The 13,683-nt window shown below is 40.7% G+C and carries 14 protein-coding genes and 1 pseudogene; 2 read left to right on the top strand and 13 right to left on the bottom strand.

The genetic code is table 11. The features are described 5' to 3' along the window. From GGR10_RS04440 to GGR10_RS04400, 9 genes are read right to left on the bottom strand one after another with little or no spacing between them, the layout of a single operon-like run. Positions 1-1,188 (bottom strand): N-acetylmuramidase domain-containing protein, encoded by a 1,188-nt coding sequence (locus GGR10_RS04440; RefSeq protein ID WP_182480111.1) that lies wholly within the window; start codon positions 1,186-1,188, stop codon positions 1-3. After that, positions 1,185-2,498 carry a contractile injection system protein, VgrG/Pvc8 family gene (locus tag GGR10_RS04435; RefSeq protein ID WP_182480110.1) on the bottom strand — a complete coding sequence of 438 codons (1,314 nt, stop codon included), beginning with the start codon at positions 2,496-2,498 and terminating at the stop codon, positions 1,185-1,187. The genes GGR10_RS04440 and GGR10_RS04435 overlap by 4 nt, the downstream gene beginning before the upstream one ends. Next, positions 2,495-2,719: a tail protein X gene (locus GGR10_RS04430; RefSeq protein ID WP_182480109.1), complete on the bottom strand. Its 225-nt coding sequence runs from the start codon at positions 2,717-2,719 to the stop codon at positions 2,495-2,497. The genes GGR10_RS04435 and GGR10_RS04430 overlap by 4 nt, the downstream gene beginning before the upstream one ends. Beyond that, entirely contained in the window at positions 2,716-3,105 is a 390-nt protein-coding gene (locus GGR10_RS04425; RefSeq protein ID WP_182480108.1) for a phage tail protein, read from the bottom strand. The genes GGR10_RS04430 and GGR10_RS04425 overlap by 4 nt, the downstream gene beginning before the upstream one ends. A gap of 5 nt (positions 3,106-3,110) precedes the next feature. Next, on the bottom strand, positions 3,111-5,210 hold the full coding sequence (locus GGR10_RS04420; protein WP_182480107.1) for a phage tail tape measure protein: 2,100 nt from the start codon (positions 5,208-5,210) through the stop codon (positions 3,111-3,113). A gap of 47 nt (positions 5,211-5,257) precedes the next feature. Continuing rightward, a complete protein-coding gene (locus tag GGR10_RS07025; RefSeq protein ID WP_182480218.1) occupies positions 5,258-5,320 on the bottom strand; it encodes a GpE family phage tail protein in 63 nt (20 codons plus the stop codon). 23 nt (positions 5,321-5,343) lie between these two features. Continuing rightward, the gene (locus GGR10_RS04410; protein ID WP_182480106.1) at positions 5,344-5,607 is read right to left on the bottom strand and encodes a phage tail assembly protein; all 264 of its coding nucleotides are present in this window, start codon (positions 5,605-5,607) and stop codon (positions 5,344-5,346) included. Between the two features lies 1 nt (position 5,608). Then, on the bottom strand, positions 5,609-6,115 hold the full coding sequence (locus tag GGR10_RS04405; protein WP_182480105.1) for a phage major tail tube protein: 507 nt from the start codon (positions 6,113-6,115) through the stop codon (positions 5,609-5,611). Then, positions 6,115-7,506: a phage tail sheath C-terminal domain-containing protein gene (locus tag GGR10_RS04400; protein WP_182480104.1), complete on the bottom strand. Its 1,392-nt coding sequence runs from the start codon at positions 7,504-7,506 to the stop codon at positions 6,115-6,117. Before GGR10_RS04400 ends, GGR10_RS04405 begins: the two co-directional genes overlap by 1 nt. A 137-nt stretch (positions 7,507-7,643) precedes the next feature. Between GGR10_RS04400 and GGR10_RS04395 the strand changes: the two genes are divergently transcribed. Both GGR10_RS04395 and GGR10_RS04390 read left to right on the top strand, forming a co-directional pair. After that, positions 7,644-7,952 (top strand): type II toxin-antitoxin system HigB family toxin, encoded by a 309-nt coding sequence (locus GGR10_RS04395; protein WP_182480103.1) that lies wholly within the window; start codon positions 7,644-7,646, stop codon positions 7,950-7,952. A 2-nt stretch (positions 7,953-7,954) separates the two neighbouring features. Continuing rightward, positions 7,955-8,311: a helix-turn-helix domain-containing protein gene (locus tag GGR10_RS04390; protein ID WP_078690071.1), complete on the top strand. Its 357-nt coding sequence runs from the start codon at positions 7,955-7,957 to the stop codon at positions 8,309-8,311. Between the two features lie 21 nt (positions 8,312-8,332). Here GGR10_RS04390 and GGR10_RS04385 read toward each other — a convergent pair whose 3' ends face one another. The 4 genes and pseudogenes from GGR10_RS04385 to GGR10_RS04370 all read right to left on the bottom strand — a co-directional run. Then, a complete protein-coding gene (locus tag GGR10_RS04385; protein WP_182480102.1) occupies positions 8,333-8,527 on the bottom strand; it encodes a hypothetical protein in 195 nt (64 codons plus the stop codon). 34 nt (positions 8,528-8,561) lie between these two features. Next, positions 8,562-9,881: a Bgr_08870 family protein gene (locus GGR10_RS04380; protein ID WP_182480101.1), complete on the bottom strand. Its 1,320-nt coding sequence runs from the start codon at positions 9,879-9,881 to the stop codon at positions 8,562-8,564. Between the two features lie 14 nt (positions 9,882-9,895). Further along, complete coding sequence (locus GGR10_RS04375) at positions 9,896-13,054, bottom strand: DUF4815 domain-containing protein (protein ID WP_182480100.1); 3,159 nt, start codon at positions 13,052-13,054, stop codon at positions 9,896-9,898. Position 13,055: 1 nt separating this feature from the next. Beyond that, a pseudogene (locus tag GGR10_RS04370) lies at positions 13,056-13,683 on the bottom strand (phage tail protein); the annotation flags it as partial.

Genomic DNA, 13,683 nt, shown 5'->3' with positions numbered 1-13,683 from the left:
CTAGATAGCTCTGCCTTTTTTGTAAGCGTTTAGATAAGCTTTTTTGACGCGACCTGAGACAACCACAACAATTAAACCTATAAAAATAGCGCCAATCCACCAATGATCTGAAATTGCTTTGCCAATGTGAGCAAGTGGCTCTACAAGAGCACTCATTTTTCCTGTCCAGAGTTTGAGATTATCAAATACTCCCATTTGTTCTGCTCCCATGAGAGTTGAACCGGCAACAACAGCTTTACCTACCATTTCGGTTTTATCTGCATCTTTGATAATGTTTGTACCCTTCTTTCTTAAATAAGCCATGCTTACACCAGACCGACGGGGGCTAATCATTGGAGTGGCCACATCTAGCGCTGCTTGAGTTTTAGCGCCAACAACACCATCAACCTCTAAATTATGATCAGCTTGAAAAGCAAAGATTGCACTGCGTGTATTTGGTCCATAATCACTATCAATTGCAACAGGATAACCAAGATCATTGAGACGTTTTTGCAGTGCTTCAACACGGTAACCTTTGCATCCTAGTCGTAAACCAGTGGCACGAATAGGATTACTGACTGCTGCTGTTTTTTTTGTGAGGGCACAATAAGCACTACGCATGCGTCGGCCATATTCTTCGACCATACCACTTCCATTGTAAGCACGCGCAATGGCATTAAAATCCTTGTCTCGTAAACTTGAAGCAAGGCCACGTTTTTTGAAAAAAGTAAACATTGCTTTTATTTGTTCATCTTCACACGAACACATGCTGGTAACAAAATCTTGAACACTTTTCCAACCAAGCATACCATAATTACTTCCCAAAATTTGACCTGCACCATAAGAAGCAGATTTTAAAGCAGCTTCTTCATCAATGGTCATAGCTGCAATGAGCAATTCTAAAGCTTGAGTATTGGTTTTTTGTTCTTTATATCCCCCATCTTGGATGCTTATCCATTCCTTTCTAGCAAGATCTTCTTTGACAGCTTGTTTACGCTTATGAGGGGGTAAATTCTTATAAAACTGATATTTTTCAAAAAGTACTTTTACACGCCGTTCATCATCAAAACCTTTACCAGCTGACTCAACAGAAACAATCGCAGCAATTACAGCTTCTTCACACCCGATCTCTTGTGCTAAGGATTTAATCAGACCTTTCGTGCGTGTTTTGCAGTCACCATTGAGTAATTTCTCTACAATCTCTGTCATGTATTTTCCTTTTCCATATGAATAACACCTTCACCTTCATCAGAAGCATGAGGCGGGGCGTTATCATCTATTGTGTCATCTTTATCTGGTGTAGTGTTTATGACGTTTTGCGCCGTATTCTCTTGCTCTTCATTAAACAGCTCACACTCTATGCTTGTTGTATAACCGCCTGCTGTATCCAACTTATGTTTGACGCTTTTAATGCGCCATTGCTCGGGGATGTAAGGACGGAAAGGTGGTGTTTGAATAAGCTTCATTTCAGATTGAATGAACGGATCTCCGCCCATATCACACGAAAAGGTAGCTTTACCACGTGATGATTTATTACGATAAGCGGCAATAGCAGCAACGGCTTCTGATTGATTGTGGTAGGTATATTTTAATTCATGAAAAGGCGCCTGACCGGTTTTGACCTCTTTCTTTTCACCACTGCGTAAATCATGATAGGTTGCTATCACACCTCCTTTTTTTTCTTCCTCTTGCTTTTCAACTTTGTCTTGTTTTTGAAGTGGTTTTGCTGACCGAGCTAATGAACGCAAAGGGGATTCATCCATATGAATAACACCTTCATCATACTCTTCAATTATCTCTGGGTTTTGTGCTGCTGATGCAGCTTTTTGATCATCTCCTTCACCTGGTGTTAAGCCCTGTGCTTCACCTGCTTCATCACGTGCACTATATTTAAAATCCCAAGAGCTACACATCCTTTCATGAATAGCGACCACAGGCAACATCTCTCCAGTGGTAGCCTTGCCTTCACCACGTTTGGCCAGAACAAGTCTGCTATCCATAGGTTTTGTTACAGCGTCATATTCTGCAGCAAGACGTGCTGCAAAAGCCATATCGCTTTCACCCGTTTGATCAATGTGACGTACGACAATCTTTGCAAGAGAAGGATCAACCTCGGGAATATAGCCATTGCGCGTTGCTATTTCTTGAATGATCTTGCCTAGTGTTGTCTGATGATAAGACTGGCTTTTTGGAGTTCGGTAAGATGTATTCATAGAAGCCGCTCGTCCCGTCACACTTAAACTTTGTGGTGGACTGCTGACAGATATTTCATCAATCAGGTAGGATCCCATGTCACGCGCTTTACCGTCTTCATAGCCAAGTGTTATAGAAAGAACTGTCCCAATTAAAGGGATCTCTAAAAAACCATTATCACTGATACGAGCACGGTCATCGAGCTCTATGGTGATCCGGTCACTTTTGTCTTCTGCTTCATCGGTTATTTCAATGGATAAAACATAATCCATCAAAACTTTTGTGACATCCTCGCCATTAGACATTACTCTGCAGAAAGGTTTCATTGTTTACTCCCCCAGAGCTTAATGACGGGTGTTGCTTGAGGATAGGGTAGGGAAGGCAAAACAATTGTGACCCCCGCTTTTAAAATTGGTCCAAGATTTGCAAGTCCATCATTAACTGTATAAACACGCTCAACAGCCAGTGCTTGCTGACCCTTTGGATAGTGTTTCCAGCAAATGGCATCAACCATATCTCCATCTTTGGTAACGTAAATATCACTCACCAAATGCCTCCATCTCCACCATATTCTCTAAGTTGTAATGTGAATTCTTGCTTGCGTGGATCCCCGTTTAGACGAAAAAAGCTCTGTTTTTCATCTACGGAAAGAATAACAAATTTGCCGAAAATTTTGCCTTTTCCACTGACCAGCAAATGTGGCCCCATATGAGCCATACTCCGTAGTCTGTTTAACTGACCATAACTTCTCTTAAAACCCGGATAAATCACGCCTGATAGAGAATATTCTGCATTGGCAATGGCCGGCAACTGAAACGCTGCTTTACTGCCTAGACGTCCTTGTTCTACCCATGGAACATCATAAGTCATCTCAAGTTCTTGATAGGCAGCTGTTTGAACAGAAAAAATAAAATCCCCCAATGCTAACATCATGATGCTTAATCCGAAAAACTTGAGTTAATCGCTAAACGTTGCTGTCTAGCCTGATCTGCAAGAGCTTTTTTGATAGCAGCACTGATCTCTTGTGGAGAGCCGTTGCCCCCATTGATGTTTAAACCGCTAATCGTAATAGATGCATCAATATTAGTGGGCTTATTATTATGTTCCTTATATGGCATAATCGGTTCAGGCGCTTGAAATACCACTACGGAAGGTTGTTTGCCTCCATCGTTAACATATTCTCCATTTCTGTAATCACGTTGTTCAGGAGGGATGTTTGGAACAACAGTTGAATGAATAATCTTTTGTGCGTATGTTGTTGTCTCTTGTGTGAGATTCTTTAAACTCTCGGTCGTGCTTTTGCTTACTGTAACGTTGAAGCCTAACTTGTCTTTGACAAAATCAGGCATCCAACTCATTAATTTTTGCACCGCACCATGAAGCCATTGTGCCATAGCATTCCATTTGCTTTTAATGCCATCCCACAAGCCCATAATCAGATTGGAACCGGCTTCAGATAAATTGAGATTAGAAAACCATTCAAAAAATTGATTAATTGTCTCCCCAAGAGAGTCCCATAACCGCCCACAGGAGGCCATGACTTCATCCCAATTTTCATAAAGCCAAACAGCTGTTGCAACAAGCTTCTTAATACCATTAACGATATAACCGATAAGCGTATACTTCATGATGAAGTCACCCAGCTTAACAAAGGCATCGCAAATCTTATTGAGCGCTGAAATAAACCAGGCTTTGACCGTTTCCCAATGTTTATAAAGCTTATATATTCCTGCAATGAGCCCTATAATCCAACCACCGGGTAGAAGTATAATGATGGCTCCAAATTTATAAAAAGCATCTGAAATTCCATCTAATAGCGCACTAAACCATTTCTTGATTTTATCCCAATAAACATAAAGCGCGACTCCTGCTGCAATGAGCCCTATAATAGCTGCTGCAATCCACCCAATAGGTGTTGTCATAACGGCTGTACCAAATGTAAAAAAGGCCACAGTAAGTGAAGCAATCGCTGCTATAAGTGGCCCTACAATGAAGGAAACAAGTGCTGCAAGAGCTATTTTAAAGAGGCTTATTTCGCCAGTCAGTGGCTCTAACCATTTAAACCAGCCTTTAATACTTTCAGTAACATTTGTGATGTTTTGCCTTAACTCAGAAGTTGGATCACATAAATCTTGTATAGCTTTTCTTACAATCTTCGCCCAATTTGCGACAGTTGTTTGAATGAGATCACGGTTTTCATCAATCAGCTTTGAAAAGGCATCAATCATATCATTGATCACCGGCATGAAGTGTGCGCCAATAAAAGTAGCAACACCTCCCAGTTTTTTCTTAAAGGCTCCGAGCTTATCACTTAAATCTGCGGCATAGTGGGCAACATCGGCCCCCATAAGCCAACCGCTCTTTTTTGCCTTTTCAAATAACTCTTTAATGGGCTCCATACCTTGCGAAAGCATGGCGGCCATTTCTTTACCATCGCCGCCAAAAAGCAAGGCGGCGATATGTTGTCTTTGCGCTTGATTGTCTATCTTACTCATCTTATCGGTAATTTCTTCCAATAGATCTGAGTTTGATTTAAGCTTTCCAGAGGCATCTTTTACAGAAATGCCAAGCGCCTGAAACTCCATAATCCCTCTTCTTTGTCCAGCTAAAGTTTGTGCTGAACGCCTGTTTAAAACAGCCAGGGATTGTTGGAATTTCTCGGCAGAATAACCTGAATTATCTGCCGCATCTCCCCATAACTGAAGATCCTTAACGCTCATGCCTAAATGGCGCGATGCATGGTGAAGACTATCACCCATATGCATGGTTTTCATAGTCACTGCAGTCAAGCTTGCAGCAAGACCGCCACCAGCAAGGCCTAATGCTCCTGATAACATAGAAACACGGTTGGTTACTGTACCAAGAGCATTGTTGACCCCTTTTAAGCTTGCTGTCATTTTGCGTGTCGCAGCCATAAGGCGAGGGACTCTTAATGTATTTGATAAGTGCGTCAAACGCTTTTGAATACGTTTAATGGGTGCGGTTATCTTGTCTTCAAGGGTCAATCGCACCTTAGCATCTGCAACTGTTTTACTCATTTTTTCTTATACCTTTCCGCGGCTTCATTGCGCCAAAACCAGAGCTCTTAAGGTTCCATTTCCATCATCTCTGATGGGGGCCAATGAAACACGACAGCAATGTCGGCCATGAGTTTAGCGGCTGTTTCCCAGGTTAGGTATCCAGCCGCTCGGTAAAACCCTCCAAAATTTCTGAGATACCTTTCAGGTCACGAGCGTCAAGTTCATCAACAGCATCATAAGACCACCCAGAAAGACGCGCGATCATAGCAGCTGCCTGATCAATGCCTTCTTTCTTTTTATTAGTGATTTTTATGTCTTTTATTGTGATGGGACGGAAGGTGATTTCAGTATAATCTTCGTCTTCAAATGTAAAAGGAAAAGACAATTTATAAGTAATGTTTTGTTGTTTAATCATTTTATAATCCTAAATTTTCTCTATGTTCTTTTAATTGATCAATGCCATCGAATTTTCTCACCATGTTGGGAATATCAATCTCAACGATTTCATCTCCACCTTGAACATATTTGAAATAATTCAATGTATAATTGATCGTTGTGGTAGACTTAGCGCCCGGCTGCCATTGGCCATATTCATAGCCTTTGCAAAATCCACGCATGGAGATTACAATTTTCTCTGCTGATGCGCCTTGCGCTTGAGCTGACCCACGCAGAGAAATATCAATATTGGATTTACCCAAAAGCCTTAAAAGTTCTTTAGAGCAATCTGCAACAGTCATAGAAAGTGTGAGCTCTTCCATTCCCATTTCAATTCCAATGGGCGCATCCATGCCACCTGCACGAAAACTTTCAACAACGAAATTTAAGTTTGGTAAAGTAACACTGTCACATTTTTCTCTATAGGGAATCCCATCAACATAAATGTTAAAATGCTTCAAAGCTCTTGGTAATTTGGGTATAATCATTAAAGGATCTCCTCTATGTAATCATTAACAATACGCGAACGGAACGTGATACGTTCTGCTGGCGTGGTTGGTTGGAATTCGACATTGAAATAGACTTTTCCGCTTTCAATGGCGCTTGGTGTATTAAGTTCTGGGTCGGGATAACAACGCCCTTCAATAATGGCGCCTTGTGTTTTCAAGTCACGCAAATAAGCATTAACGCTTTCACTCACATCACTCATGTAAGTCTTTGTGATATTTCGATCGACTGCCCACATATGCCCATGCAAAATGGCATCATTGATCATATCTGCAGTTCTCACCACGGATATAAAAGCAAACTTTGGATCTGATGAAAGTGTGCGATTTCCCCATAAACGATAGCCATTCTCACGAATGATTGTTGTGATATTCTTTTCATTAAGCAAATTAGCACGACTAGAACTGTCACCAATGGCAAAATCAATGGGCCGTGCTGTGCCACTAATGCTATTGATCACTTTGTTTGAAGGGGAATGCCAAAAACCGTGAGTGAAATCTGTTTTAGCAATAATACCGGCAACTACTGAGCTTGATGGTTCTTGTGAAATTTTTCCATTACGCAAGACGCTTACAAATGGGTCAGCCATGATGGCACGTTTGGAATCAAAATCTTTGCTGGCTTCAATCGCTTTTTCATCCGTTGTGTTTGGTCCATCAATTACAACAATAGCACGCAAACGCTCAGCAATACTAATCAGCTCTCCTGCTACGGGATTAGACATTTTTTCGATGATGGTTATAGCTGTGGCACCTTCTCCATCACCTTCAATGGTGATGCGGGGTTCTTTTTCATAATCACTTCCACTCTCATCAACTGAAATACTTTGCACTTCTCCATCAGAAACATAAGCTGTCGCCTTAGCATTGCCTTCTATTTTAACAGTAGCGTATGTGTAGCCACTGCCTCCGTTTGAGACACCTATAGCGGACACACCAGCAGCACGTTTGTGGGTAAAACCAGGGGCAATTAAAATGCGTGGCGTTTGCCCAACAATGGATTGTGCTCCTACTAAAGCATGGATACCTTCGTAAGAGCCATTGGCATTGACACCACCTAAAACATTTGTCAATGTTTCGTTTTCATCTTTGCCTTCTTCTACTCGCACCACAACAACAATGGCACCTGCTTGTTTGAAAATCAGATCAACAGCATTGGGTAGTGTACCTTTACCTAAGTTATATTTATCGAGTTTGGCTGCTTTGGAACGAGATCCCGATATTAACACCGGTGTGTTAAGAGGAAAAACGTCCTCATCCGCATTGGGTGCTGTGCCTACAATGCCTATAACTGACGATTGAACTGGCGTAATAGGACGTGTGCCGTCGTCATTCTCAATGACTTCAACACCATGTAAAAAACTTGATGCCATTCTTTGTGCTCCTTAAAATGATTGGCTGATTAAAAAATAAAGGCCAAATAAATCTATTTGGCCTTGGAGAAATTTCTAAAAGATCTTGACTTAGTCCCAAAATGGTACTAATCTAAATAAAAAGTCAGGATATCCTTATGAAGATTATTAAAATTTCCACACTTCAGACTTTTTGGATACAACATCCTGATGCTGAGCAACCTTTAAAAGCGTGGGTAGATGAAGCAAAAAATGCACAGTGGCGTTCTCCTCATGATATTAAAGAGAAATATAAAAGTGCGAGCATACTAAAAAATAATCGCGTTGCTTTTAATATTAAAGGCAATGACTATCGCTTAATTGTATCAATTTTTTATCCAGCAGGTTGGCTTTATATAAAGTTCATAGGAACGCATAAACAATACGATGCTATTGATGCTAATACTGTAGAATTAAAGGAGTTTTAGCAATGAATATCAAACCCATTCGCACTGAAGAAGATTATCAAAAAGCATTAGAAATTGTATCTACAATGTTTGATAATCAACCTGAAATGAATACTTCAGAATTTGATAAAATGGAGATCCTTGTTTTGTTAATTGAGGCTTATGAAACGGAACATTTTTCTGTTTCTCCTCCTCATCCAATTGAAGCAATTAAATTTAGAATGGAGCAAATGAACTTGAGTGCTAAAGATTTAGTTCCTGCAATTGGTCATTTAAATCGTGTTTATGAAATATTAAACGGCAAAAGAAAATTAACTCTGCGTATGATTAAAAATTTGCACCAACAATTTAATATTCCTCTTGAAAGCCTTATAGCTTAGATGATTATCCTTTCATACAATTTATTTCACAGACTCTACAGACGACTCTAAAACGCTTCCCTCATCAACAGGAGGATAAAATTGTCCATCTTTATAAGTCCAACCAATTTGGGCCTCATTTGAGACAATGGCCTCACCTTCAAATGGGTAAACATAATCCTCTGGTGCAACAATAATGTTGGTTACCACACCATTTTCCACAACTGCGTATTGCATAAAAACTCCTTTGTAAAAATCTTTAAAGCATTAATTAATTCTTCCATGGTCTTATGAGGACAGCGCCATCAGATCCTTTACCACTAGTACCACTAGCTCCATGAGCACCACTACCACCACCACCAAATCCACGACCTGAAGAGCCTGTAAGATGCGCACCTGTGCCTTGTCCTCCAGTAGCTCCTTTTATGGCATTACCTGCATTACCACCAAAACCACTTCTTGTTTTATATTGTCCACTCCCTCCACCGTAACCATCACAACCTTTAACAAGACCGGGGCGTTCATCAGTTACCAAGCCAAAGTTTCCTCCAACTCCCCCAGGACCACCAGCTCCTGAATAATTGGAACCGCCTGAGCGGCCACTAGCACCACCAGAAACTGCAATAAAATTATTGCCTATAATTGTGTGTCCTCCAGAACTGCTTCCCGATCCCCCTTTACCAATGACGATATCCGCATGTCCATTTAAGCTTGATTTATAACCATACCATACAACGCAACCACTGCCACCGCCACCTGGATAATCATCACTATTTGCACCACCACCGGCACCGCCGCCGCCCCATGCTTGGATCTCAACTTTGGTTTTATCAGTGACCCAATATGGCCATTGGATTCTCATACTTTGCGTGATAAGTAGTTCAACATCAGCAAGATTAGAGCAACTCGTACTCTCATCAGTTAGAGACTGTTTCAGTTTTTCGATTTCTTTTGACATAGCTTCATCCAATTGCGGTTTGGTATAAACGAGTTTACTATCAACCCTAAGAGGTCCTTTGAGTAAACTTCCAGTTGCGTTTAAATTCGTCACTATTTTATCATTTTGTTTCAAAGTTAAAGAGGAGGTTTCAGTTAATTCAACACCTTCTTCAATACTAACTTTTCCTTTAAAAACATTCGTATCTTCCCATTCATTTTTACCCGACAAACGCCCATAACCTGTTAATCCTTCGTTGATGCTTTCTACATACTCCTCAAGAGCTACAATATCTTCAATCGTATGCTGATGTTCGCCTAAGAGTGAGAGAGCAGAGCCAAATGCAAAGCGATCCTTACCTGATTTATATAAAACATGATTTTCAGCTGCATTCTTAGCACCTTTAACATCAGTTAAATCAATCAGAGCAAAGGTTTTATCTGATGCCATCTTACCACTTAGCGCATCTTCAAGTTCGCTTACTTCACTTATCACATGAGTGTGCTGTAAAGGTGCTTTACCATCTGCTTTTTCATCAAGATCAGAAACGGCTTGGTCAATGATTGTCAGGTTTTCACGTAAAATAGGAAACTCAGCACTGATAAAGCGACCTTCTAATGGTAATTCCATTCCTAATTTCTTTGTTTTCGCCATTATATTAACCCTTGTTACATAATTCCTGCACCAAAATCACTCACCATGGAACGTGCAGCAGGACCGCCAGTCAATGTCAGTTTCAAACGCGCTTGCTCAGCTGTTTTGTCTTCACTTACAAATTTACGTTCCGTCCAAAGTGGTTGTTGGAGTTGTTCTATTTCTTCTAATTTCAAAGAAGTAAAATCACCATCATCCAGCTGGATCTCCATTTTGAAAGTTGAGCCACCCGGTAAAAAAGTTTTAATATAGCTGGTTAGTCTCGACTTTTCGCCAAAGGAAAAAGCACGTGTGACGTAAGTTGCTTCCTTTTTAATCTTACCCGCAATCAATTCAACGGGAGCAAACAACACTGGCGATAGCTTCTCGGTCCCTTTTAAAATGGCTCGTAACTGGACTTTTTCACTGATGTATTCCGTTAAACTAAGTAATTGGAACGGTAAGAGTTGATAAATTGTACCGTTGTTGCGTTCAATTTCAAAGATGACAGAACATTCACTGGAGGGCAGTTCAATTGCTGCACGCACCTGTAAATCAGAACATTCCTTAAGATCAAATTCACCTAAATCGACAGTTTTTTCTGTTTGTGTATAACGAGCAGCAAGTACACGAAATGCTAAGGCCTCATCTTGGTGAGCTGTCCATGTTTGTGCATTAACAGAGGAAAAACGAGGTCCTGTGATATAAGGATGACTGGAGACGTATCTTTGGTTTTCTTCATCAAAATCTCCAAGTTTTGCAAGAGAAACAGAATGATCGCCATCATCTGTTTTAATGACAAAAGCTGTTAAGCGATCGTTTTGTACTGTCAATGGGACACTATAGCGTGCTGCAGCCCATCCCGTTTCAGCCTCTTTCATCGAATAGAAAGCTTGTGCTTGAATGTCAGCTGTAGGATAGCCATTGTCCGTTGTGACTAAGTCAATCATCAAATCATTGGAACGATTGCCAATCTTGCAAATATGAAAATCAATGCCTGTTATTTGCCGCGTTTCATCAGGTGTAAAGACATGCGCTTGTGGATCAGATTTTTTCCATACACGCACTGTTGTTACACGCCGCATAACCTTCACATCAATCGTACCTTGACCCGTAAAAAGGCCCGTAGCCGTCGTTTTTCCTTTACCAACAGCAATGACGTTCTTTGTTCCTGCTGTGATATTTTTAGGAATTTTAAATTTCCCTTCAATAATGCCTTGAGCATTGGCAGCAAGTGTTTCCTTTGGTAAAACACTAACGCCATCAAATGTTAGACTTTCTAAAACCTCTCTTTTACCAAAGCCTTCAATCTTAAAGTTGAGATCAATTTGCCTTAAGAAATCAATTTGCTCTTGATGTGTACTGACCAGTTCATCCTTTACTTCTGTTTCACGCCCACCGCCAGGACGACTGCCCATAGACAGTTCATTTGTTACACCTGAAAGCCAATCTGTGCGTTGAACACGCCAGAAGTCAGTTGCAGGGGTGAGGGCAAGTGTGCCTGGTAATGGATCAAAGTTTTGATAAGGATTGATTTTCTCGCAAGCAGTCATCAACTCTTGCGCAATGATCACTTCATTCTCCCAATCAAGGGTAACAGGCTCATTTAAGGTAGCGTAGTAAAATGTAGGCTCAATCGCAAGGCGTAATAAGCCATGACCTATTGCACCTGTTTGCTCGATTCCTTCATCGCGAAGGCTATCATCAAGAAAAGGATCGGCAATCATCCCTTTTTTAGAGACAGGTTCTTTTGAATCAACATTACTCTTAATCTTTTCAAGCTGTAACAACCGATCAAGATCAAGAACACGGTTAAAATAGCGCCACATTTCAGCATAAGGGGCAACACGCGTGCCATTATTATCTACACGTGGATAATCAAGCCAATTATTTGTGATCGTTGCAAGTGATAATATATCATCAGGAACACTAGGTGCTATAGGATTGTCTGCTGAAATCCCTTGAATATAAACCACATCACCTTGAGAATTTAAACCTATGCGGTCAATACGGGGGAGTTTATAGGTGTAACTGACAATGATATCTCCACCTTCAGCACCATCTGAGACAGTAATTTCCCGCGCTGTGATCTTATCGGCATCCACCTTTGTACGATAATGATAGGTGACCTCATAAGTGCTGCCTGTTTTAGGTTCATCACCAAGTAAAGACCAGTCAATCGTATCACCAGTCTTTTTAAAGTCTACACCTTCTTTAAACTCCTTATCCCCTTGAACGACTTTTATAAAACTCACAATACTTTTATCAGGAACACCATCACGCCCTGAGGCTACCGCACCGCGGGTGACATTGGTGGTCTTTTCTTTTGTGAGCAAAATAGAGTGAACAGCTGCAATAGGAAAATAATAAGTTTCAAAAGTAAAGCTTGTCTCCTCTGATTTATCTGCTTTGGTTTTCTTATTTGTAAACAGATGCGTTTCACTTGGCACGACACCTTCACAGTAATCTTCTGGCTCTTCATGTCTTAAAGCAGCAAGGCGTTTGCGTTTAAAACCATTAATATTAGCTTCACCTTCTTCTATACTAAATATTTGTTTGCCATCATTTTGCCCTAAGGCTGTTACTCGACAACCATTGACAATGTAATGCCCATGAGCACGGTCATAAGTTGCAATGGCTTGCAAGGCAGGCTCTAACAATGATGGGGGCTTTTGATCAATCAAAATGCCATCTTGCAATACATAGACAGGGAAGAAAGCACCTTCTTGTTCGTCATTTTCCAAAGCCCATACAAGCTTTGCTGTTTCCCTTGCTGCTCCTGGTTCACCTTCTGCCAATGTACCTGGAATTTGACCTAATAATTGTGGATCATCTTCATGGGTTATCCATTGTTTTTGAAGCTTTACACCAATCTCCATACGTCCAAGCATGGGAATATTGTCTAAAATGGCTTCTGATACAGGGAAGATATCACCTGCAATAAAGATCTTTCCCTCTGTCAAAGTAACTTTTTTGTTTTCTTGATCAACAAAAGCATCTGCACGCTCAATACGGTCACCTTCTTTGGCCACAAGTCTTCCTAAACGGTCATGACGGCCGCGAATAATGGTTTGAACTTCATTGAGTTCTGCACTTTGAATAAAAGGGCGCTCTCCATAAAATACAACACTTTGTTGCTCGTCTTTACCTACAGATCGGTCAATTGCAAACGGTAAACCGCTTTCATGCTCCATATTAAAACCTCAATAAAATTTTGAATTGTTCACGAATATCTTTACGTAAAGATAGAGAAATAGGGGTTTTAAGAATCTCCACGCCACCAATAAGCTCATCAGGTTTTAACCACAGTTTGCCAGGCGAGATGTGTTTTGCAGGGGTCGCATGAACAAAAATAGAGACAGATGCTGCTTGTTTATTATCAACATCATGAAATTGCGTTCGTGCAGCAAGCAAAACTTTTGTACCCTTTATAAAGGGTGTAAAGTGATGACCTGAATGACTGTAAACTCCATCTGAAACTCTTGTCACTTGCTGGACAATGTTACATCTTCGATAACCAATCAGCTTATCATCGTTATCTCTTAAAGCCAGATAAAGGGTGCGACCTTTAAACCAATCCGCCATCAATATATCGCGCCCATTTTTTTGATCTGATACCCAAGGAACATTTGCTTCATTCCATGGATAATCTAAACTTTTCCAGCTGAACTCATCATCCTCATCATCAACAAAATTCAATAGGTTATGTTCGCTTTTTTGTGCTGAACCCCAAGGGAAATTGGCTCTATCCCATGAGTAATCCAAACCTTCCCAAACGAGCTCTTCTTGATCATCAATCCAATTGCCAATGAGCTTTCCGTCT

The organism is Bartonella chomelii (assembly GCF_014138465.1).
In the GTDB taxonomy this organism is placed as follows: domain Bacteria; phylum Pseudomonadota; class Alphaproteobacteria; order Rhizobiales; family Rhizobiaceae; genus Bartonella; species Bartonella schoenbuchensis.
The sequence above is the reverse complement of the archived record's forward strand: the minus strand, read 5'-3'. Positions and strand labels throughout refer to the sequence as shown.